The sequence below is a fragment of the Qipengyuania gelatinilytica genome, from assembly GCF_019711315.1.
GTDB classification, from domain to species: Bacteria; Pseudomonadota; Alphaproteobacteria; order Sphingomonadales; family Sphingomonadaceae; genus Qipengyuania; species Qipengyuania gelatinilytica.
In genome coordinates this window covers 654,244-675,447 of the sequence record NZ_CP081294.1, presented here as the reverse complement: position 1 = coordinate 675,447, position 21,204 = coordinate 654,244, and the positions used below count along the sequence as shown (strand labels likewise).

Annotated in this window: 19 protein-coding genes and 1 tRNA gene; 11 read left to right on the top strand and 9 right to left on the bottom strand. The window is 62.0% G+C overall.

Going from position 1 to position 21,204, the window contains the following annotated elements; genetic code table 11:
- The first annotated feature begins 29 nt into the window (after window positions 1–29).
- Together pgsA and K3136_RS03290 are read left to right on the top strand one after the other, a co-directional pair.
- Entirely contained in the window at window positions 30–623 is a 594-nt protein-coding gene (gene pgsA, locus K3136_RS03295; protein WP_221431492.1) for a CDP-diacylglycerol--glycerol-3-phosphate 3-phosphatidyltransferase, read from the top strand.
- 127 nt (window positions 624–750) lie between these two features.
- Complete coding sequence (locus K3136_RS03290) at window positions 751–999, top strand: hypothetical protein (protein WP_221431491.1); 249 nt, start codon at window positions 751–753, stop codon at window positions 997–999.
- Window positions 1,000–1,009: 10 nt separating this feature from the next.
- Here the strand turns inward: K3136_RS03290 and K3136_RS03285 are convergent, their stop codons facing one another.
- Both K3136_RS03285 and rnd read right to left on the bottom strand, forming a co-directional pair.
- The gene (locus K3136_RS03285; RefSeq protein ID WP_221431490.1) at window positions 1,010–1,906 is read right to left on the bottom strand and encodes a hydrogen peroxide-inducible genes activator; all 897 of its coding nucleotides are present in this window, start codon (window positions 1,904–1,906) and stop codon (window positions 1,010–1,012) included.
- Window positions 1,903–3,147, bottom strand: a complete 1,245-nt coding sequence (gene rnd, locus K3136_RS03280) for a ribonuclease D (RefSeq protein WP_221431489.1) — start codon at window positions 3,145–3,147, stop codon at window positions 1,903–1,905. The genes K3136_RS03285 and rnd overlap by 4 nt, the downstream gene beginning before the upstream one ends.
- Before the next feature lie 166 nt (window positions 3,148–3,313).
- Between rnd and aspS the strand changes: the two genes are divergently transcribed.
- The 8 genes from aspS (at window position 3,314) to K3136_RS03240 (ending at window position 10,210) form a co-directional block, all read left to right on the top strand.
- A complete protein-coding gene (gene aspS, locus K3136_RS03275) occupies window positions 3,314–5,134 on the top strand; it encodes an aspartate--tRNA ligase (protein WP_221431488.1) in 1,821 nt (606 codons plus the stop codon).
- Between the two features lie 153 nt (window positions 5,135–5,287).
- Complete coding sequence (locus K3136_RS03270) at window positions 5,288–6,310, top strand: class I SAM-dependent methyltransferase (RefSeq protein ID WP_221431487.1); 1,023 nt, start codon at window positions 5,288–5,290, stop codon at window positions 6,308–6,310.
- A 109-nt stretch (window positions 6,311–6,419) separates the two neighbouring features.
- Window positions 6,420–6,656 (top strand): acyl carrier protein, encoded by a 237-nt coding sequence (locus K3136_RS03265; RefSeq protein ID WP_006834437.1) that lies wholly within the window; start codon window positions 6,420–6,422, stop codon window positions 6,654–6,656.
- A 112-nt stretch (window positions 6,657–6,768) separates the two neighbouring features.
- A complete protein-coding gene (gene fabF, locus K3136_RS03260; protein ID WP_221431486.1) occupies window positions 6,769–8,031 on the top strand; it encodes a beta-ketoacyl-ACP synthase II in 1,263 nt (420 codons plus the stop codon).
- 14 nt (window positions 8,032–8,045) lie between these two features.
- Window positions 8,046–8,513 carry a hypothetical protein gene (locus K3136_RS03255; protein ID WP_221431485.1) on the top strand — a complete coding sequence of 156 codons (468 nt, stop codon included), beginning with the start codon at window positions 8,046–8,048 and terminating at the stop codon, window positions 8,511–8,513.
- Window positions 8,514–8,580: 67 nt separating this feature from the next.
- Entirely contained in the window at window positions 8,581–9,540 is a 960-nt protein-coding gene (mltG, locus tag K3136_RS03250) for an endolytic transglycosylase MltG (protein ID WP_221431484.1), read from the top strand.
- The gene (locus K3136_RS03245) at window positions 9,537–10,055 is read left to right on the top strand and encodes a 2'-5' RNA ligase family protein (RefSeq protein ID WP_221431483.1); all 519 of its coding nucleotides are present in this window, start codon (window positions 9,537–9,539) and stop codon (window positions 10,053–10,055) included. The genes mltG and K3136_RS03245 overlap by 4 nt, the downstream gene beginning before the upstream one ends.
- A 78-nt stretch (window positions 10,056–10,133) precedes the next feature.
- Window positions 10,134–10,210, top strand: a tRNA-Met gene (locus tag K3136_RS03240).
- Between the two features lie 63 nt (window positions 10,211–10,273).
- Here the strand turns inward: K3136_RS03240 and K3136_RS03235 are convergent.
- The gene (locus tag K3136_RS03235; RefSeq protein ID WP_221431482.1) at window positions 10,274–10,699 is read right to left on the bottom strand and encodes a nuclear transport factor 2 family protein; all 426 of its coding nucleotides are present in this window, start codon (window positions 10,697–10,699) and stop codon (window positions 10,274–10,276) included.
- A gap of 394 nt (window positions 10,700–11,093) precedes the next feature.
- On the opposite strand from K3136_RS03235, the gene K3136_RS03230 reads away from it, so the two are divergent.
- Window positions 11,094–13,055, top strand: coding sequence for a TIR domain-containing protein (locus K3136_RS03230; protein WP_221431481.1), 1,962 nt, complete (start codon window positions 11,094–11,096; stop codon window positions 13,053–13,055).
- Here the strand turns inward: K3136_RS03230 and K3136_RS03225 are convergent.
- The 6 genes from K3136_RS03225 to K3136_RS03200 are packed head-to-tail and all read right to left on the bottom strand — an operon-like array spanning window position 13,028 to window position 20,245.
- A complete protein-coding gene (locus tag K3136_RS03225; protein ID WP_221431480.1) occupies window positions 13,028–14,101 on the bottom strand; it encodes a hypothetical protein in 1,074 nt (357 codons plus the stop codon). The two genes, K3136_RS03230 and K3136_RS03225, sit on opposite strands and share 28 nt — an antisense overlap.
- Window positions 14,098–15,246, bottom strand: coding sequence for an acetoacetate decarboxylase family protein (locus K3136_RS03220; RefSeq protein WP_221431479.1), 1,149 nt, complete (start codon window positions 15,244–15,246; stop codon window positions 14,098–14,100). The genes K3136_RS03225 and K3136_RS03220 overlap by 4 nt, the downstream gene beginning before the upstream one ends.
- Window positions 15,243–16,313, bottom strand: coding sequence for a saccharopine dehydrogenase family protein (locus K3136_RS03215; RefSeq protein ID WP_221431478.1), 1,071 nt, complete (start codon window positions 16,311–16,313; stop codon window positions 15,243–15,245). Before K3136_RS03215 ends, K3136_RS03220 begins: the two co-directional genes overlap by 4 nt.
- Complete coding sequence (locus tag K3136_RS03210; RefSeq protein ID WP_221431477.1) at window positions 16,310–17,362, bottom strand: polyprenyl synthetase family protein; 1,053 nt, start codon at window positions 17,360–17,362, stop codon at window positions 16,310–16,312. Before K3136_RS03210 ends, K3136_RS03215 begins: the two co-directional genes overlap by 4 nt.
- Window positions 17,359–18,132, bottom strand: coding sequence for a hypothetical protein (locus K3136_RS03205; protein WP_221431476.1), 774 nt, complete (start codon window positions 18,130–18,132; stop codon window positions 17,359–17,361). Before K3136_RS03205 ends, K3136_RS03210 begins: the two co-directional genes overlap by 4 nt.
- Window positions 18,119–20,245 carry an FAD-dependent oxidoreductase gene (locus tag K3136_RS03200; RefSeq protein ID WP_247711417.1) on the bottom strand — a complete coding sequence of 709 codons (2,127 nt, stop codon included), beginning with the start codon at window positions 20,243–20,245 and terminating at the stop codon, window positions 18,119–18,121. Before K3136_RS03200 ends, K3136_RS03205 begins: the two co-directional genes overlap by 14 nt.
- Between the last annotated feature and the right edge of the window lie 959 nt (window positions 20,246–21,204).

Here is a 21,204-nt window from a genome sequence, read left to right as displayed (position 1 = left end):
GCGACGTTTGGCGTTAGGGGAGGCCAAAGATGCTGACTTTGCCCAACATACTGACGCTGTCGCGCATCGTGGCGATCCCTCTCCTGGCCTTCCTCTTGTGGTGGCCAGGCTGGGAAGCAGGCTACCTGATGGCCTTCGCGCTTTATGCCGCCATGGGCATTACCGACTATTTCGACGGTTACCTCGCTCGTTCCAGCGGCGCGGTCTCGAAGCTGGGTATCTTCCTCGATCCGATTGCCGACAAGATCATGGTGGCTGCCGTCATCCTCGTGCTGGCAGCACAAGGCGTCCTGCGCGGTCCCTATGTTGGGGATGCGCATGTTATTGCAGGACTGATCATCCTCGTGCGCGAAATCGCCGTGTCCGGTCTGCGCGAATTCCTCGGCGGGCTGCAGGTGTCGGTTCCGGTCAGCCGGCTGGCCAAGTGGAAGACCACCTTCCAGCTGCTGGCGCTTGGCTCGCTTATCCTCGGACAAGGCTTGCCCAACTGGAACGTGATGATCGGTACAGTCGATGCCAATGTGCCGCATACGGTCGGGCTGGTCACGCTTTGGGCAGCGGCGGTGATGACCGTCATCACCGGTTGGGATTACCTGCGGGTCGGCCTCAAGCACATGGATTGAGGCCCGGCCCGGCCCGCGAATAAGGCGGGTTTCGCCACAATCCTGCGACGAAACGGTTCATCCCATAGATGCAACGCTGGTTGCATGATGAACTTTTTCTCAACCATTAGCGTTCATCTAGTAACCCATGAACGCAACGCTACACATGATCCTCGGCGCGCTCCTCAAGCTTGGAGGCATTGCCATCGCCTTTAACGAAGTGCGTGGCCTCGTGCTCGCGGCACCCGTTCTTTACGGCATGTGGACCTCGGGCGGAACGGCCATGGCCATCTGGCTGGGCTTCTGCGCTCTCGGGGGAATCGCGCTGAGCGTTATCGTGCCGCTGTTTGCGTACAAGAAGCTCGACAAATACGTGCAGTCGAAGGCGCCGGCCTGAACGAACCCGCCTAACCGGCGCGCAGTTCTTCAGCCAGTAGCTCGAAATCCTCGCGGCGCGGTGAATTCTTGCGCCAGATAAGCGCGATCTCGCGGCTCGCCTGATCCGATTTCAGCGGGCGCGCGACGACGTCCGTCCCTTCCAGAATACCTGCATCCACAGCCATCTTGGGCAGCATGGTGAGGCCGAGGCCGTTGTCCACCATCTGCACCAGCGTATGCAGGCTGGTCCCGATCATCGTGGTCGAACCGCGCAACTCGGGGCGGTTGCAGGCCGCGAGCGCATGGTCTTTCAGGCAATGCCCGTCCTCGAGCAGCAGCAGCCGCCCGTCGTCGATCATGTCCGCAGAGATTGTCGCAGGTGGATCGCGCGGGTCGTCCTTGGGAAAGGCGACGTAGAGCGGATCGTCCGAGATGTGCGCCTTGTCGACCTCGCCTGTCGTGAAGGGCAGGGCGAGCAGAACGCAGTCCACGCGCCCATGCTGGAGCGATTCTACTGCATCGTGGCTGGTCTCTTCACGCAGGAACAGTTCCAGGTCGGGCCGTTCCTTGCGTAGGCGCGGCAGGAAACGCGGCAGCAGGAACGGCGCGATCGTGGGGATCACGCTCATGCGCAGCTGGCCGGCGAGCGGCTTGCCAGCGGCCTGCACCAGATCGGCCAGTTCTTCCGCCTCGCGCAGCACGCGATGCGCCTTCTCGACAACCTGGTTGCCCAGCGCCGTGAACCGCACGACGCGGCGACTGCGCTCGACCAGTGTCACACCCAGCAGCGATTCGAGTTCGCGGATGCCCGCGGAAAGGGTCGACTGCGAGACGAAGCTTGCTTCCGCCGCACGACCGAAATGGCCGTGTTCGTGAAGCGCCACGAGGTATTGCAACTGCTTCAGAGTAGGGAGGTAGGTGCTCACTCTGCCGGAGCCCCGGCCTCTTCTGCAGGACCGGTGATGACTTCCTCTGCCGCGGCTTCGACCATGCCTGCATGGACATCGTCGACATGGGTCATGAGCAGCTTGCCGTCCTTGACTGCGAATGCGAGGCGGCCCTCGACGAGTTCGAGCGCATCCTTGCCGAACACCTCGTAACGCCAGCCTTCGAGGATCGGCAGCTTGCGGACACCTGCCGCAAGCGCCTCCATCTCGTCGGCGCGGGTCAACAGGCGCGCGGCCACGTCGATTTCGCGGGCACGGATCTTCAGCAGCAGCTTGAGGAGGTCGGCCACCAGCGCGCCTTCCTTGCCCAAGGGCGCGCCACGCTTGGGCTTGTCGGGCATTTCTTCCTTGGACAGCGGCTCGGCCTTGTCGATCACCTTGAGCAGGCGCTTGCCGATGTCGTTATCCTTCCACGCATTCGACAATCCGCGGACCTTGGTGAGATCGGCCTGCTTCTTGGGCGGGTGGCTGGCGATGTCTGCCAGCGTTTCGTCGCGCATGATGCGGCCGCGCGGGATATTCTTGTGCTGCGCCTCGCCCTCGCGCCACGCGGCCAGCGCCTTGAGTCGGCCGAGGACGGCGGGATTGCGGCCCGGCGAACGGATGCGTTTCCATGCAAGCTCCGCGTCATTGGCGTAATTGGCCGGGTCGGCGAGCTTGTCCATCTCGGCATTGAGCCATGCGCCGCGACCGGTCTTGATCAGCTTGCGAAGCATCTTGGGGAAGATGTTCGACAGGTGCGTCACGTCGCCGATCGCATATTCGATCTGGCGATCGGTCAGCGGACGGCGGCTCCAGTCGGTAAAGCGCGCGCCCTTGTCGACCGTGATGCCGAGCCAGCTTTCGACGAGATTGGCATAGCCGATCTGTTCGTTCTGGCTGATCGCCATCATCGCGATCTGCGTATCGAAGATCGGATGCGGGGTCTTGCCGGTGAAGTTGTAGACGATCTCGACGTCCTGCCCGCCTGCGTGGAAGACCTTGAGGACATCCTCGTTCTCGCACAATAGGTCCCACAGGGGAGTAAGGTCGATCCCGTCGGCCAGTGGGTCGATTGCCGCGGCTTCTTCCTCATTGGCGATCTGTACCAGGCACAGTTCCGGCCAATAGGTGTTCTCGCGCATGAATTCGGTGTCGACGGTGACGAATTCGCTTTCCGCAAGCCGCTCGCATAGGTCGCTGAGGCGTTCGGTATCGGTAATCAGGTCGTGTATTTTCATCGTTTCGTTTCTGTCTGTCGAGCGGAGTACCGCTCCCGCACCATCCAATGCCTCTGCCAAAACCTTGACAAAAGCCCGCTGGTGCCCTGTTAGCGCGCGCGATTCCTGCTAAGGAGCGCGGCGCCTGCGCCCTAGCGGCATAACTCCGAAAATGGAAAGATTTTAGATGCACGCCTATCGTACCCACAACTGCGCACAGCTGACGAAGGAAAATGTCGGCGATACCGTCCGCCTCTCGGGCTGGGTGCATAACAAGCGTGACCATGGCGGCGTGCTGTTCGTCGATCTTCGCGACCACTACGGTATCACGCAGATCGTTGCTGACAGCGACAGCCCGGCACTGCCCGTCCTCGAAAAGATGAAGCTGGAATCGGTCGTCACCATCGACGGCACGGTGAAGGCGCGTGACGAAGTGGCGGTGAACAAGAACCTACCGACCGGCGAGATCGAGGTCTTCGCCCGCGAAATCACGGTCCAGAGCCGCGCGGACGACCTGCCGCTGATCGTCAACCAGGCAGAAGATTATCCGGAAGAAACGCGCCTGAAGTACCGTTTCGTCGACCTGCGCCGCGAGCGTGTTCACAAGAACATCATGCTGCGTAACCAGGTCATCACGAGCCTGCGTCGCCGCATGACCGACCAGGGCTTCAGCGAGTTCCAGACGCCGATCCTCGGTGCATCGAGCCCTGAAGGTGCGCGAGACTACCTCGTGCCCAGCCGCCTCCACCCGGGCCGTTTCTACGCGCTCCCGCAGGCGCCGCAGATGTTCAAGCAGCTGCTGATGGTTGCCGGTTTCGACCGCTACTTCCAGATCGCACCCTGCTTCCGCGACGAAGACCTGCGCGCCGATCGCAGCCCCGAATTCTACCAGCTCGACTTCGAAATGAGCTTCGTGACGCAGGAAGACGTCTTCCAGGCGATCGAACCCGTCCTCGCTGGCGTGTTCGAGGAATTTGCGAACGGCAAGAGTGTGACGCCTGCCGGTGAATTCCCGCGTATCCCCTATGCGGAATCGATGCTGAAGTACGGCACCGACAAGCCGGACCTGCGCAACCCGCTGATTATCAGCGACGTCACGCACCACTTCGAAAAGTCGGGTTTCGGCCTGTTCGAGAAGATCGTCGGTACTGGCGGCAAGGTTCGCGTGGTCCCGGCTCCGAACACGCATGAGAAGAGCCGCAAGTTCTTCGACGAAATGAACGACTGGGCCCGCAAGGAAGGCTTTGCCGGCCTCGGCTACGTCACCCGCAAGGGCGGCGAGTTCGGTGGTCCGATTGCCAAGAACCACGGCACCGAAGGCATGGAAAAGCTCTATGCCGAGCTGGGCCTCGGTGAAAACGACGGCCTGTTCTTTGCTGCCGGCAAGGAAAAGGACGCTGCCAAGCTGGCAGGTGCCGCGCGCACCCGCGTTGCCGAGGTTCTCGAACTGATCGAGGAAGGCTGCTTCAAGTTCTGCTGGATCGTCGACTTCCCGATGTTCGAGTATGACGAAGAGGCGAAGAAGGTCGACTTCAGCCACAACCCCTTCTCGATGCCGCAGGGCGAGATGGAAGCGCTGGAGACCAAGGACCCGCTCGATATCCTCGCATGGCAGTACGACATCGTCTGCAACGGCTACGAACTGTCCTCGGGCGCCATCCGTAACCACCGCCCGGACATCATGTACAAGGCGTTCGAAATCGCTGGCTATACCCAGGCCGACGTGGACGAGAACTTCTCGGGCATGATCGAGGCTTTCAAGCTCGGCGCACCGCCGCATGGCGGTTCGGCACCGGGTATCGACCGCATCGTGATGCTGCTCGCCGACGAGCCGAACATTCGCGAAGTGATCGCTTTCCCGCTGAACCAGAAGGCGCAGGACCTGATGATGGGCGCACCGTCGCTCGTCTCGCCGCGCCAGCTGCGCGATGTGCATATCCGCACCATCGAGGCACCCAAGCCCGAAGGTGCAGAGGCCACTCGCGTCGACCGCGCGGGCGACGCGTAACTAACATCGGGTGCGGCACTTCGTCGCACCCACACCATACAATCTGGCGCAAAACCGGCTGCGGGATCGGCTTGGGGGAATTGCGTCCTGTTCATATTCCGATCACTTTTTCTGACTAAAAATGATGTTAGACACCACAGGGGGCGTCGACAAATGACTTTCAAGATCAACATTACCGCGGCTGCGACGCTTGCAGCCATGACCACCTTCGCCGCTCCGGCAACTGCGGAAACCCTTCCGGTTTCGGGTATTTATGCTGCAGGCGAAGATGCACCTTCGGAATTTAGGACCGTCGTAGTCGAGCGTTTCGATGGCAATGAGGGCACGAAGTTCGAACTCGAGCTGCGCAATGCGATTGCGCGCGCCACCATCGATGGCGAGGACTATTTTGACGTGCGCCGCAACACCGGCCCGGGCGAGGGCGCATCGCCCGTCGCATGGATCAGCGGGACCGCTTTCTCCGAAGTCGAACGCCTGCCCTCGGGCACCACCGAAGAAAGCAAGTGCGTACGTGAAGACAAGGATGGCAAGTGCATCCAGCGTCGCACGGTCACCTACAAGTGCCGCGAACTCAACGTGCGCTTCACGGGCGAAGTGCAGATGCTCGATGCGCGTGACGAGCTTGTCTATGATCGCGGCTATTCGACCAGCGGATCGCAGCGCTACTGCGCCAATGAGACCTCCGTTCCGACCGTCAGCAGTATGGTTTCGGGCATGATCGAACGGTTCGCATGGGAAGTGCGCCGCGATCTCGCGCCGATCCAGCGTAATGAGGACATTCGCGTGCTCGAAAGCCGCAGTGATATGGAAAAGGCGCTGCGCAAGCCGTTCAAGAAGGCGCTTAAGCTGACCAAGTCCGATTGGGGTGCTGCTTGCGCCGAATTCGATCGCCTCAACACGCTGCAGCCCGACAACGTCACCCTGACCTTCAATGCCGGCCTGTGCCGCGAAGTGGTCGGCGACCTCGACGGGGCCGCAGACCTGTATCGCCGCACGCTCGAACTCGAAGCGGGCAAGGACTATCCGACGGCCGGCCTGTCGCGCATTTCGTCGCGGCGCCGGGCGGAAACCCAGCTGGCTGCACATTTTGCCGAGCCCGAAGACGAACTTCTTGCAGATGGCGAAGAAGCGCAGCCTTCCGCCGATTCTCAGGGAAGCGGTGCAGGGCAGGACTGATCCGACGGCGCGTGCCGGTTTACGCTGGGTCAAGTGGCCCTTGCGCTAGCGCGCGCCGTTGATTAGGGCGAACCGCAACTATCAAACCCCCAAGATGAGAGGGAATAGAATGAGCGATACTGCCGACCGCGTGCAGAAAATTGTCGTCGAGCATCTCGGCGTCGAAGCAGACAAGGTGACCCAGGAAGCCAGCTTCATCGATGATCTGGGCGCAGACAGCCTCGACATCGTCGAACTCGTGATGGCCTTCGAAGAAGAATTCGGCGTGGAAATCCCCGACGATGCGGCTGAGAAGATCACCACCGTCGGCGACGCGACCAAGTACATCGAAGAGCACAAGGGCTAATCCCCAGGGGGGCTAAGCCCCCAGCTTTTCATTGCCCGTGCCAGTGCATGGGACCGGACAGGCCCGACCCTGAAGATGGGCCGGGCCTGTTGTCTTTTTTGCGGAGAAATTCATGCGTCGTGTGGTCGTTACCGGACTTGGCCTCGTCACCCCGCTGGGCGGCGACGTCGAAACCACCTGGTCCAATCTTATCGCCGGCAAGAGCGGGGCGGGACAAATCACCCGTTTCGATACCGAAGGCCAGAAGGCGACCATCGCCTGTGAAGTGAAGGGCAAGGACCACGAGTGGGGCTTCGACCCCGACAAGCGCGTCGACCACAAGGTCCAGCGACAGGTCGACCCGTTCATCGTGTACGGCATCGATGCCGCCGGGCAGGCGATCGAAGATGCCGGCCTTGTGGACGTGGACGATGACACCAAGCTGCGCGCGGGCGTTTCGATTGGGTCGGGCATCGGCGGCTTGCCGGGCATAGAGAGCGAATCGATCGTCTTGCATGAACGCGGCCCGGGTCGTGTCAGCCCGCACTTCGTCCACGGACGCCTGATCAACCTCATCAGCGGCCAGGTCTCGATCAAATACGGCCTCATGGGTCCGAACCACGCCGTTGTGACTGCCTGCTCGACCGGCGCACACTCGATTGGCGACGCTGCGCGCATGATCGCGCTCGACGATGCCGACATCATGCTGGCGGGCGGTGCGGAAAGCACCATCAACCCGCTTGGCGTGGCCGGATTCGCGCAGGCCCGCGCGCTCAACATGAGCATGAACGACCAGCCCGAAAAGGCGAGCCGCCCTTACGACAAGAACCGTGACGGCTTCGTCATGGGCGAAGGCGCAGGCGTCGTAGTTCTCGAAGAATACGAACACGCCAAGGCGCGCGGTGCGAAGATCTATGCCGAAGTCGTCGGCTATGGCCTTTCGGGCGATGCCTATCACGTCACCGCCCCGCATCCCGAAGGCAAGGGCGCGGAACTGGCGATGAAGATGGCACTCAAGAAGTCGGGCCTCGAGCCCTGCGACATCGATTACGTCAATGCGCATGGCACCTCGACCATGGCCGACACGATTGAACTGGGCGCGGTCAAGCGCGTGCTTGGCGATGATCTGTGCGGTGCTTCGATGAGCAGCACCAAGTCCGCCATCGGTCACCTTCTCGGTGGCGCAGGCGCGGTTGAAGCGATCTTCTGCATCCTCGCCATCCGCGACCAGATCGTCCCGCCGACGCTCAACCTCGACGATCCGGACGAAGGCACCGAAGGTGTCGATCTCGTGCCGCATAAGGCGAAGAAGCGCGAAGTGAAGGCTTGCCTCAACAACAGCTTCGGTTTCGGCGGCACCAATGCCTCGCTGATCGTCAAGCAGGTCGAGGACTGACGGTCGCTCCGCGGGTGACGCCGGACAGGTTCCAGCCGCTTCCCGTTGCGCAGAAGAGGCCGGCGAACGAGGCTGCTCGCCGGTGCCTGCGGCTGCTCGGCATGCTGCATGAATTGCACAAGGTCGGTTATCAGCGGCTGCGTGCGGACATGGGCATGTCGCCCAGCGGGATCCATTGGCGGTGCAAGATCTTCGTCGCCGACCGGCACGATATCGAACCCGCCTGTTACACCAGCGCCGACCAGACGAACTACTATCGCTGGACCGATGCGGACCACGATACCGCGCGCCAGATGGCCGCAAAGTTCATCGACCGCTTTCCCGAGCTTTGCGAAGCAGGCGCGGGGCTCGATTTCGCCAATGCCGGCTGGCTCACATGGATGCTCGGCAAGGCGGAGAGCGGGGCGCTGCCGGTATTTTTTGCCGATTACCCGATAGAGATCGATCCGCACGACCGGCCGCCGCCACCGGCTGCCGATTGAGCTTTCCCTTCCCCGCGCCGAACCGCTAGGGCGTTCGTGCTCAATTCAACCGAGGTATAGTTACGACGTGAAGAAGCTGGGTTGCCTGATTGCCGTGATCCTTCTTGCAGGTGCTGCGCTGTTCGCCGGCTCGCACATGGGTTCCGCGACGATCGAAGAGGATACGCCTTTCATCATCCCTGCCGGTTCCTCGCTGACCTCGGTCGCGCAGAAGCTCGAGGACGAAGGGCTCATCACCTCTTCCGACGGATTCCTGCTGCGCTCGAAGATATTCGGCGGTTCGGACCCGATCCAGGCCGGCGAGTTCATGCTTTCGGCGGGTATGTCTCAATCGGAAATCTTGGACGCCTTCCAGAACGGGGACGTCATCCGGCGCTTCGTGACGATCCCGGAAGGACTTCCCTCGATCCTCGTCTACGAAAGGCTGATGGCTGAAGACCTGCTCACCGGCGAGATCGAGGTGCCCGAAGAGGGCTCTATCCTTCCGGATACCTATGATTTCGAGCGGGGCGAAAGCCGTGCATCCGTCATCGCGCGCATGCAAAAGGCGATGGACGATTATCTTGCCGAGGCATGGGAAAAACGCACCGACAAGGCGGTCGTGAAGTCGCCTGAGGAAGCCCTGATCCTCGCTTCGATTGTCGAGAAGGAAACCGCGCAGGCTGACGAGCGACCGATGGTGGCCGGTGCCCTGTCCAATCGCGTGCGTATCGGGATGATGCTCGGCGCGGATGCGACCACGATCTATCCGATCACCAAGGGCAAGCCACTGGGGCGGCGGATCCGCGTTTCCGAGCTCAAGAGCACCAATCCTTACAACACCCGCGCTGTTGCGGGATTGCCGCCGGGGCCGATCACAAATCCGGGGCGCGAAAGCATCGCGGCCGTGCTCGACCCGGCTGAAACGAAGGCTCTCTATTACGTTGCCGACGGAACGGGAGGGCACGTCTTTTCCGAAACGCTCGAAGAGCATAATCGCAATGCCGCCAAATGGCGCGCGCTGCGCCGTGAACGTGGCGAGATGTGAGCGAGGGTGACGCGCCCCTGATCCTGACGGCGGAACTCCCGCCTGACTTGCATCGCCGTTATACCGACCTGCGAACCCAGTATTTTCCGCCCGAGCGGAATTATCTCGAGGCGCATGTCACCTTGTTCCACGCGATACCTTCCCCGTGCGAGGATGAATTGCGCCGCTATCTCGCGCGCCTTGCGGGCGAAGTCCCGCCGATCGAGGGGCAGGTGGAAGGCCTCATGTCGCTCGGCGGAGGTACCGCGATAAAGCTATCGAGCCCGCAATTGCTCGAGCTGAGAGACGAGATTGCAGAGCATTTTCGAGGAATGCTGACCCAGCAGGACCAGCACCGGCCGCGTCTTCATGTGACGATCCAGAACAAGGTCACCTCGAAAGAGGCAAAGGCGCTGCAGGCCCAGCTTTCCGGACTGATCGAGCCCAGTGGATTCGCATTTCCGGGCCTTGCGCTCCATGCCTATCGCGGTGGCCCTTGGGAATTCCTGCGCCGCTTCGCATTTCGCGGGAATTGAGTGTTGACCGTAGGCGAAGCGCGCCCTAAATGCGCCGCCTGCCGAGCGGGCGTATGCGCCCGCCGCATGGCCTTTCGGGGCGGAGTAGCTCAGGTGGTTAGAGCAGCGGAATCATAATCCGCGTGTCGGGGGTTCGAGTCCCTCCTCCGCTACCAATTTCAGGCATTGCGAGGCTCGCCAGCCAACACGACTGGCGAGCGACGCAGACAGCTATCGGATCAATCGTCGGAGCCGGAGCTTTTCGTCTCGCACAGCCAACCGAGAAAGCGCCAATCGCCGCCACGCTTGATGAGAGTATCGGCACATCGCTCGACGCTCGTCTCGCGCTCTCCCTTGTGGTTGGTCTCGACGATATTGGCGTAGTAATACGCGATTGCCGTATCTCCACTGACAGATATCTTGATGGGATCGAGCCGGTAATAGAGCACCTTGCCTTCGGCGCCGAAGACCCTTGTGCGTTCCGCCATCTGTTCGCGGGAGGTGGGGACGGGATAATCCGTGTTCCAACCGTAGCCTGCGGGATCCAGTTCTTCCGCCCATGTTCCGGCGTCGGAATGCTCCGACCATGCAGATGACACGTAGTTCCAGACCTCGGCCTGACCGCTATCCCATTCCTGTGCAAGAAGTGGGGCGGAGCTCATCATCAAGCCGATGCTTGCGATTGGAAGAATTAGGTTTTTCATGGAGTTTTCCCCTAGCTTAAGTCCGGAAGAAACCGGACTTTCGGACAGGGAGAAGGCGACCCTCAATCTTCAGGCAACCCCCAGTAGCGGCGATAGTAGAGACAAACCTAGTAAAGTCAAAAGCTGGCCAAGTGCCATTGGACTGCATCGTGTCTGGAGCCCTCCCGAACAATCGATAGAACGCGACCACTCTGCGCGTGTCGGGGGGCGAGTCCCTCGTGCGTTAGCAGGCATGCAACCATGATCGCCGCGCTTCGCGCCTGAGCCGGCACCCACGGCTGCGCGAACCTGTTGCATTGCGTGTTACCCGTCCTCCGTATAGCAAGGCCCTTCGCCCTTTGCCGGAGAGGCTTTTTTGGCTCAGATATTTATCTCTTATGCGCGGTCCACCGCCGAGCAGGCGCAGGCGGCCGCGCGCGGCCTGCGAGACGAGGGGTATGAGGTCTGGATCGACGATGCCTTGCCCGCGCATCGCGAGTTTTCGGTCGTCATCGAGGAAAAACTGCGCGAGGTCGACGCCGTGCTCGTCGTGTGGTCGGACGACGCGCGCCGCTCGCGCTGGGTGCTCGCGGAAGCGGACCTCGCGCATGAGCAGGGCAAGCTCGTACAATTCAGCCTCGACGGGACCATCCCGCCCTTTCCATTCAACCGCGTGCATTGCGAACAGGGAACCGGCTGGTCGGGCGACATTACTGCGGCCCCCTGGCGCAAGATCGTCGCATCGGTCGAGGAGTTGGCGGGTACCTGCGCGGATGCCTTGCAGGGTAGCGGCCAGGATTCAGGAAGTCCGACATCACGCGATCCCCTGCTCGCCGTCATGCCGTTCGACAATTTCAGCGCGGATGCCGAGCTCGACTTCTTCTGCGACGGGATTTCGGAGGAAATCCAGCGGACAGTGGCGAGCGGGAGCAGCCTCAAGGTCGTCGCGCGGGCATCGAGCTTCCAGTTTCGGGGCGCGGATAAGGACACTGCGCGCGTCGCCACGGCGCTGGGCGCGACCCACCTCCTCGATGGATCGGTGCGCCGGTCGCGAAACCGCGTGCGTATCAGCGCCGAACTGGTCGAATGCACTACGCGCAGCGCCGTCTGGGTCGACGGCTTCGACGGGGATCTGGACGACGTCTTCGATCTGCAGGAACGGATCGCGGAAAAGGTGGCCGAAGCGCTGAAGGTTGCGCTTACGCCGGCGCGCAAGGAAGAGGCACTCGATCCCGCCTCTTACGAAGCCTACATGCGTGCCCGCGGCATCATGGCCGAAGGCGATCCGCTGTTCGACGATGCCTATCGCGAGGCCATCCCCCTGCTAGAACGGGTGGTGGAGACTGCGCCCAGTTTCGCGCCGGCGTGGGAAAGCCTCGCCGAATGCCGCGCCTGGACGCTGCGCTCGGGGCGCTACGACAAGGCCTATCACATTGGGCGCGACGGGGTCATTGAGGCGGCGAAGACTGCGCTGCGGCTCGATCCGAAGAGCGGCGGCGCCTATGTCGCGCTCGCCATGCTCGAACCCTGGGGCGCTTATGCCGAGCGCGAGGCGCTGCTGCTGAAGGCGCTGGAAGTCTCCCCGCGCGATACGGCCGCGCTGACCGACATGAGCACCTTCTGCTGGAGCGTGGGCCGGTTCCGCGATGCGCTGCGGTATGCCGAGCGGGCCTGCGAGCTCAATCCGCTGATGCCATCCGCACGGCTCAACGTGGCGCAGATGCGCGCCTATGTCGGCGATATCGACATTTGCGTGGCGATGCACGAGCAGCTTCACAAGCAATGGCCGGAAAATCCCGGCATCCTGATCTCGCTGGTTAATACGGCGGGTACGCTCGGCTATTGGGACGCCTTCGACAGGGCAGTGCCGGATGTCAGCCAGCTCAACGAATGGCAGAGCCGCGACATGCGCGCCGCGCTCGCCTTTGCGCAGGCGGTGCGCACGAAAGACCCGGAGCTTATCGATCGGCGGATGACGCGTTATCGCGAATATCTCGACAAGACCGGCCATCTGCAGCTCAACCTGGTGGTGTCGATCGGGGAATTCGGACTGGCCGACGAAGCGCTCGATATGGCCGAGCGGGCGTCGTACGATTTCGTCTTCAACCCCGACGGTGCGCGGCCGAGCGCCTATTTCCCCGGCACCATCATGGGGCCATGGAGCAAGGTGCTGCAATTGCCGCGCTTCGTACATCTGTGCACGAGGCTGGGCTTTTCCGATTACTGGAAAAGCACCGACAAATGGCCCGATTGCGAGGACTGGGTGGAATATGATTTCCGCAGCGAGGTCGAGGCTTCGCTGAAAGCGGCTCAGGGAGAGAAGACGCCCGCTCCATAGGTGTGGAGCGTTTCCAGCACTTCGAATTCGGCGTCCGATTGGAAGGTGAGGGCGAAAACCACGTCCTTGCTGATGATCGGAAGATGCCAGTCGGTTGCCAGTTCGGACGGCGTAGCGTCGGAGAACGCGAAGTCTTCCTTTCCAGCGGCAGGCTCGTCGATATCGAAGAGTGTCTTCAATTGCTCGCCCATCGTTTCCGACCAGGCGAAGGCCAGCTTGACATCCGAGCCCCGGAAATAGCGCAAGTCCTTCACGTTTTCATGAGTTGCGCGCGAAGCGATAATGGCGCGATAGGCGGCCACCCGCATGTCGAACGCGTCGCGGAACTGCTTGAGCGTATCGATATGCACACCGTCGGCAGGTTTGTTGCGGTCGTGGCCAATGCCGGGGATCGACCTGCCCCATGTGTCGAGCAGGTCCTGCGCCTCGGTGTGAGCTTCGGCATGAGCGATCATGGAATCATAATCGACATCCTCGGTCCCGGGAGCGAGATTGATGCGTAACACTCCGATCGAATGCGAGCGCGAGCGAGGCTTGAACTTGGTAAAGCCCTGTATAGCCACGTCGAGGTGCAGGTCGTCGGTCTTGTCACCCGTGTGGAAACCGATGTCAGCCATCTGCTTCTCGCTCCCCCATATTTCGCGGCTGGCGAACATGACGGTCGAATTGTCGACGAGGTAAAAGGGCTGGATCCAGACGAGGTCCGGCTCCGTCGATGCAAGGTTGTGCCCATCGACTGCATAGCGATGGGCGGGAAACTGCCAGAAGACCTCCCGGAAGGCGACCGTGTCCCACCCTTCGCGGCGCCCGCCTGCACAAGAGAATTCGGGATGATCGGTCACCATCAATATGCCGTGCGTCGGTTCCTCCAGAGCCTCGTAGCGGTAAGGAGGTAGGTCGGGTCCCGGCGCATTGAGATGGGTGTCGAGATAGCCTTGCATGCAGCTGCGCGACACCTTGAGGACAAAGGCCCAATGCTTGCTGCGCAAGGTACGCCAGGGCGGGATGAGCGACTGGTCGGAAAAGGAGGGGACGAAATCGGTCATCGTTTGAAAAGACCCTCGAGCAGTCCCTTCATCGGCCGGAACAGGGGAGCAGTCAGGTCGCTGCGAGCAGCGCGCGGCTGGATTCCGTCGATCCCGTCGATCGGAAACTCGTGGATTACACGCATCTGGTCGTAATCGATATCGGCGCAAAAGCGGAAGGCTGCGACAGGATGGGTGCTCATCGTGGCGCCGAGGCCGACCTTGGGGCTGGATATCAGCGTCGAGATGATCTGGCGGAAACTGCCTTCGCTGTTGAAGCTGATGTCGACATCCTGCTCGTTGTAGAACTCGATCGAGCGCAGGTTTGAGAAGTAGGACCGGCACGTCACCAGCGCCTGGTAGACGGCCTTGTCGGGATGTTTCGCATCGCGATACTGCTTCAATCCGACGGTACGCATCACGGTCGGGATAGTCCCGAGAGATACGAAATTCATGAAGTTGGACAGCTTCGACATGGTCGCGATGAGCGCGGAGGCCTGCGGCGTGTCGAGCAGGGAAAAGAGCGATTGCTCGTCTCCCTGCGGCGTGGCGGTCGGCATCGGTGCTCCGGTGGTGACGGTGACGAAATCGCGATATGCCTGCACCTCGTGCGGAGCCCCGTCCTTCCAACTGGGCAGGCGGACCTTGCCAAAGAAACTGTCGGGCTCCTGGTTCTCGCCAAAGTCGATCTCGGCCAGCAGCTTGCCGAGGCCGAGCATCTCGCGCCCGCACACGCTCGACCACGGCTCGCTCACCACGATAACGGGGACGATCCATTCCACCGCCGCGCGGGTTATCGCCGTCAACGGGTTGGTCCCGTATCGCACCACGGGGATGGCGACGAATGCTTCGCGTTGGCTGGTGATCCCCCGGTCGGGATAGGGCGTCTCGCCGAAATCGAAGACATCGCGCGCCGAGCTGATCATCTCGGGATAGTCGAGGAACATCAGCGTGGCGTAAGGCCAGGCGGCGAGCGGGCGGTAGTGAAAGCCGCGCTCGGATGCGGTGCCGAGGTTGAGATAGGTATCGCAATAGGCCTGCACCTTGGCCATGTCTGCCGCCCAGATGAAGGTGTTCACCCGCACATTCGGGAAGTGATAAGGGGGCGGCACATCCTGGCTGATCGCCGACTGGACGTAGGGCACGAAGGTTTCGCCGCCGATCATGGCGCCGTCTCTGCCGGGGTGAGGCTTTCGAAAACTCCGGCGCCGGCGTCGACCACCAGTTGTGCCCCGAAAGCGCTGGCAGGCGTCTGGAAACCGGCGGGAGCCTCGCCGCCGAGGACACGCCGGACCACCTCGCCTGCACAGAGCACGCTTGAGGTGTACCCGTCGAGCGTATGCAACTTCAGCCGCCGCACGCGCCGCCATTTGTCGAGCGCTTCGACCACCATGGCAAAGCGCGCCCGTTCGCGCGCTTCCGGCGAAGGCGAGCGCGGCCAGGCCATCGAAAGCTGGTCGGCAAACTCGCGCGCCTGCCGTTCGCCCGTCACGCGCATGCCGATGCCCGACATGCGGTAGGCGGCGCGCTCGTGCCACCTCATCTCGGTGTAGACCTCGATATTGGCGACGTCGGTGGATACCGGGCCGGTGACGACATCCGCCCAGCTCATCGCGACGCAATCGCTAAGGCCGCTGCCGAAGTCGAACGGACGCTTCAGACTGCCGGCAGGCACGCGTTCCAGCTTTTTGTCGCGGCATATCATTGCGTCGGCATCGAGCAGCCGGGCGGCCGTCGAGACGCTTCCGCGCGAAATCACCTGCGCGCGTGAGATGCCGAGGCACATCCGATCCGTATCGGGCCACAGCTCCACCGCTCGTTTCATCAAGCAGTCGGTCGCCGCGACAGTCAGGCCGATCCCGGGGAGGATCATGACATTGGCATCGAACGCCTCCCGGTCGTGCGTTTTCAGCTGCTTGAATACGGGCCATTCGCCGCCAAGGTCGAGATAATGCGTTCCGTTCGCCGTGCAGGCGCGCACGAGGTGGCCGGCGGTCTCGTTGAAAGGACCTGCTGCGTTGAGCACGGCCCCGGCCTCGCCAACATGCTGCGCGGTCGCCTTGGTATCGTCGAGGCCGAAGGCAACCCAGGGGACGCCCAGCTCCTCGGCAATCGCACGGATCGCCTCGGGATTGCGCCCGGCAAGCTTCAGGTCGACCTTCCCGGCGAGGTGGTGAGCCACTTCGAGGCCGGTGACGCCGTTGGCGCCATAAAGAAGGAGGTGTCCGCTCATGGCCGGTCGAACACCCAGCTGGGCAGCATTTCAAGGAAGTCGAGTTCCACGCTTGGCGGCAGGCCGTCATAGGCAGTACGGAATTCCATCATGGCCACACCCGCCATCGCATCGGCGACTTGCCGCGCGTGGCGGATGGAACCGCGCTCTTCCATGAGGGCGGCAAGCCAGTCGATCTCTTCCGTCGCGCGTTCGGCGCGCGGCAGGCCGAGCAGGCGTTCGAGCCGCGTCCTTTCGACCGCCGAACAGGCTCCGTGGACATGGATCAGCATCAGCGTGCGCTTGCCCTCGTAAAGGTCCCCGTTGCGCTCCTTGCCGTAGCCGGGATTGTCGGTGAGATTGCGCAGATCGTCCTCGATCTGGAAGGCGAGACCGAGGAAATGCCCGAAGCGCATGACCCGCGCCGGGTCGATCCGGCCACGTCCGCCCATCAGCACGCCGAGCTGGGCGGGCCAGATCATGCCCATCCATGCCGTTTTCTTCAGCGCCATGCGCAGGTAATCGGCTTCGGTCAGGTCCAGCACGTTGCAGTCGCGCCAGCCGAGTTCAAGCGCCTGGCCCTCGGCAGTCTGCCGGGCCATGGCGATGGTGACTTCCAGCACGCGCTGACCGACCTCCGCGCCCAGCGGCCGGATGGCATCGAGAAGGGGCTGGAAAGCCGTGAAGAGGAGGGCATCCCCGGCGTTGATCGCCAGCGACACGCCGTGCTGGGCGTGCAGTGTGGGCAGGCCGCGACGAAATTCGCTTTCGTCCTGTACGTCGTCATGAATGAGCAGCGCATTGTGGAGTAATTCGACTGCCGCAGCACAGCGCGCCGCCTGTTTCAGCTCGCCGCCGAAGATCAGCGCATTGGCGATGCAGATACCCGGGCGCAGCATCTTGCCGCCGCGCTTGGGGTATTCGGCCATGAGCGTATCGAGATACGGCGCCTCGGTATCGGGAGTGAGGTAATGCTGCAGGTAGACGCGCGTCTCTTGCCCGAAGCGCTGCAACAGGCTCGCGGCCTCGCGGTGCTGGCGGTCGAAGCCCTGATGCGCTTCGGCGTTCATGAGGCTCCGAGGACTTCGATCGTGAGAACGCCCAGCGGCACATCCTGCCCGTCGGCCATGATGAGGCCGTTATAGAAGCCGGGCGGCTGGTCCTTGGGTATGCGGACGCTGATGGAAGGACACTCGCCCAGCGCAGCCGAAAAGGCGGTGCATTGGAGCGGTTCGGCCTTGGTGCCGTGCGGCTCGAGCCTGGTTGGCCGTATCTCTTCAGGGCGCGTCGGGCGCTTGGGTTTCAGCATGCGGTTCGAATGGCTGACCGCTTTGCCGTGGCCGGTGAAATGCGTCTCGAACTCTATCTCGCCGACATTGCGCGGCGCGGTATACGTGCCTTCGGCGTGACTGCCACCCTTGGGCATGGTGCTGCGGAACGGCGGGACCTGCGCGGCGACCACGCCGGGTTCGGGCGGGGCCGATGCAACGCTCATCTGCGTGACCATCTGTTCGCACAGGTTCAGTGTCGAGGTGCTGAGCTGGCGCACGGCCTCGATGGCTTTGAGCGAGATCGAGGCGAGATCGCCGGGCAGGGCGTTCATCGACATATCGCCCTTTTGCAGCCGGTCCATGTTGCTTCGAGTGTTGCGCACCGCTTCATCGAACACGTCCATACTGCTCTGCACCGCTTGGGCGACGGCCTCGTCCATGCTGGCTACCGGATCGCCTTCAGGGGTGTGGGAGGCAGTGCGCGAGCGGACGCCCGCTCCGCTGCGGATGGGCCGCGTGCGCTCGGCCTTAGGGGTTGTCTTGCGCGCGGAAGGATCACGGGTGGTCATAGGCGGTAATGTCCTCGAGCCTGGGTGAACCGGAAAGGGCGTGGGCGGCCAGCAGTCCCGACATGACCGCGCCCTCGACGCAGCCGGAGTGGAACCCGCTGTCGGTCCAGTCCCCGGCGATGGTAAGATTGTCGTAGGTGCGGTCGAGCGGCGAAATGCGGTAGCGGAAGCTGCCCGGCGTATGGATCACATAGCGGTCGGAAGGGTTGACATTGGCGCGCCAGTACTGGGTCGCGAACCGTCCTTCGTCGTTGAGCTTGCGGTCGCCGCCATATTCCTCGGCAACCGACAGCAGGTTCCACCGGAAATGACCGTGTTCGTCATAGGCGCCGGGCCACACTTCGCGCACCGGCCCTTTCAGGAAGCCTTCCGCGTTTGCGCGCACTTCTTCGGTCCGCAGCGAAAGATAGTCGGTGTCGTCATCGCTCGGCGGCGTCTCCGGATCGGGCAGGACGGCGCAGAAATAGACCGAGGTTGCCGGCGGCGTCTTCCACGCCTCTTCCGGGACGACATGGGCCATGTCGCACCATGTATCGAAGGGCTTGGCGAAGGCGCCGGTGATATAGGCGGGCCCCGGCCAGCCGAGGTCTTCGAGGCTCTTGTCCATCCAGATCTGGAAGGCCTGCGAGGCGACCGTCTTCACATGGAGGCACATGTCCGCCCAGCGCTGATCGTGGGCGACGATTTCGGAGGCGACATGCGGGATTGCGCCGACGCCGACGGTAAGCGCCACGAAGTCGAAATCTTCCGCAACGCGAAGGGTCTTGGTGCCGGCGCGCCGACGGTCCCAGTGGGATTCGAAATGCCAGCCCTCGGCCTCGATTTTCTTGCCGTCCTTGAGCTGTGCGTAATCCGGCTTTGACGGCCAGCACGGCTTGCCCGCCACTTCGACCAGCGGCTGGTATTCGCCATCGCGCTCGATCTCGGCCTGTACGTCGAAGGTGAGGCTGTCGACGTGATCCCCGCTTTCCGAAAGGCCGGTGTTGGTGAGGCGGTGGAAGAATTCGAACTTTACCCCGCGGTCGCGCATGGCGGTGTAGAGCGGGGCGAAGACCACATCGCCCATGCCGGCGCGCATCCGCCACATGAAGGCGCCGCGATAGCCGAAGAAGGTGCGCAAGGTCCCACGCAGGCCCTGACCGGCGGATAGGGCAGGCTTGCTCTCGTCCCCGTTCTCATAGCCCATCGACAGGTCGTAGAGGCCGCGCAGGAAGGGCGATTGCAGCGCCCGGATCGAAGCGCCGTTGATGCGCATCCATTCGCGGCATTCGTAATCGTCGATCGCGTCGAGGCCGCGCTCGTCGGTAAGGATGCCATAGCGGATCATGCCGGTGATCGTCGCCACCGTCAGATCGGCCACTTCCCACATGAAGCGGTGCTGGTCGTCGGCGATCCACTGGTCCTCCACCCATTGCCGCAGCTGCGACAATATGCCTTCGGACGCCTTGAGCAGCCCGTCCGACCTTGCCGGGGTGACCGACCGCAGGAGTGCGGCAAGAACGCCGAGCCCTTCGGCCAGGGCCGCCGCCCCGGCAAACCGGCCGAGCCGGGCAAGATGGGCGAGGCGGTGCGAAATATCGCCGGAGGCGGGATGCTCGAAATCGGTAACGGGCGTCTTGCCGTCGACCCTGGTGTCCAGCACCAGGGCCTGCATCAATTCGAAGGCCCGCGCCATGTAGTGGGGGAGCGAGAAACCAGTATCGGGGGGTAGCGGATCGCCGGGCAGGCCAGCGCGCGCGGGCATATGCACGCTCCAGCTGGTGAAGCCGCCGTGCTCGTCGGAAGAATGGAGGGCGATGTCGTTTTCAGGCGTCCAGGCGTCGCGCCAGTCGCCGTAGATGTGACCCTTGCCGGCGGCCTCTAGCTCGGCATGGCACTCGCGCATCATGCGAAAGGAATTGTCGTAGAAGCCAAGCCAGATGTGGAGGCCATGCTCTTCGATCCGGCCTGAAACGCCGCGGCCCGAAGCACCCTTGCCGCCCAGTCGCCAGCCTTCCTGATAGACGGTGACCTCATATTTCCCGCGGTGTTCGGGGCGAGAAAGTTCCCATGCCAGCGCCATTGCAGCGCAGCCACCGCCAATGACGGCAACCCGTGTGGGCGAGCCGCTCAAGCCGTCATTCCCGGCACGAATCGGCCAGCGTTTCTACAAATATTCCGCGCACGAGTTTTCGCCTCCCCAAGCGACCTAGCTGGAAACCTATAGAAAATTATTGGCGCTGGGAAGTCGCCCCTCCCGAATGGCGCCTCGGACTACGAATGAATTACAAATTCACCGCTGTTCTGCGTCGCCTGAGGCAATGTCCGGACTGGCGACATCGCTCGCTTGTCGATCGGGTGGCAGCAGGCGCGCGACCAAGCTTCGCCATTCTATGTTCTTCGGGCTGGTGCCTGTCCTGGCCTATGTATCTGGGGGTTCGGGCCAAGTAATGCGTGCAATGGCCGTGCTATTTTCTTGCAATCCATGGTTTACGTGGTTCGAGAACGGTCTTTTCAAACGCCTCTCGAAAGGAGAGGTCGGCAATGATTCGACTCGGTCCGTTCGATTCGAACAAAAGCGACGAATCTTTTTTGAGCAAGATCTAATATATTGGAAATGATAACGTTATTTCGAGCTCGGAATGTCGTTTTTGACCAAAGATTGCAAAAAAGTTTGACCACTTTTGGCCAATGGCTGCCGGTAAAAACTGCGTTGCATTTCAGTTAACTGGCGAGGGACGTGTAAGGGTTGCCGACAGTTTGAGAACGTTTCCTGCCCGGCGAAACGAGGGTGTCTGCCGTTTTGGCGCTTGTAGTCCCCGTGGAATCACGTATCTTAAGTATCGAAATCACAGATCGCTGGGTATTAGGACGGGATTCCAACCGCATCGCGATGTCGATTTCTTACAAAAAATAAAATTCTTACCCTGGGTTCGCGTACTTCCAATTACTTGGTCGGAGTACTCGAATATGTTGGACAAATCTGAAGTAAATGTGGCGCTTGTCTGTGCCAATTCTATCATGCGTGAGGGATTGCGTCGAATTCTTGATGAAGAAGAATTCGTAGTCGGTCATTCCTACAAAAACTGCGAA

Bases quoted from the DNA above. Each gene is read 5' to 3' on its own strand.
- pgsA (WP_221431492.1), top strand. From the start codon at position 30: ATGCTGACTTTGCCCAACATACTGACGCTGTCGCGCATCGTGGCGATC.
- K3136_RS03265 (WP_006834437.1), top strand. From the start codon at position 6,420: ATGAGCGATACTGCCGACCGCGTGCAGAAAATTGTCGTCGAGCATCTC.
- rnd (WP_221431489.1), bottom strand. From the start codon at position 3,147: ATGAAAATACACGACCTGATTACCGATACCGAACGCCTCAGCGACCTA.
- aspS (WP_221431488.1), top strand. From the start codon at position 3,314: ATGCACGCCTATCGTACCCACAACTGCGCACAGCTGACGAAGGAAAAT.
- K3136_RS03290 (WP_221431491.1), top strand. From the start codon at position 751: ATGAACGCAACGCTACACATGATCCTCGGCGCGCTCCTCAAGCTTGGA.
- K3136_RS03210 (WP_221431477.1), bottom strand. From the start codon at position 17,362: ATGAACGCCGAAGCGCATCAGGGCTTCGACCGCCAGCACCGCGAGGCC.
- K3136_RS03235 (WP_221431482.1), bottom strand. From the start codon at position 10,699: ATGATGAGCTCCGCCCCACTTCTTGCACAGGAATGGGATAGCGGTCAG.
- K3136_RS03225 (WP_221431480.1), bottom strand. From the start codon at position 14,101: ATGACCGATTTCGTCCCCTCCTTTTCCGACCAGTCGCTCATCCCGCCC.
- K3136_RS03215 (WP_221431478.1), bottom strand. From the start codon at position 16,313: ATGAGCGGACACCTCCTTCTTTATGGCGCCAACGGCGTCACCGGCCTC.
- fabF (WP_221431486.1), top strand. From the start codon at position 6,769: ATGCGTCGTGTGGTCGTTACCGGACTTGGCCTCGTCACCCCGCTGGGC.
- K3136_RS03270 (WP_221431487.1), top strand. From the start codon at position 5,288: ATGACTTTCAAGATCAACATTACCGCGGCTGCGACGCTTGCAGCCATG.
- K3136_RS03205 (WP_221431476.1), bottom strand. From the start codon at position 18,132: ATGACCACCCGTGATCCTTCCGCGCGCAAGACAACCCCTAAGGCCGAG.
- K3136_RS03220 (WP_221431479.1), bottom strand. From the start codon at position 15,246: ATGATCGGCGGCGAAACCTTCGTGCCCTACGTCCAGTCGGCGATCAGC.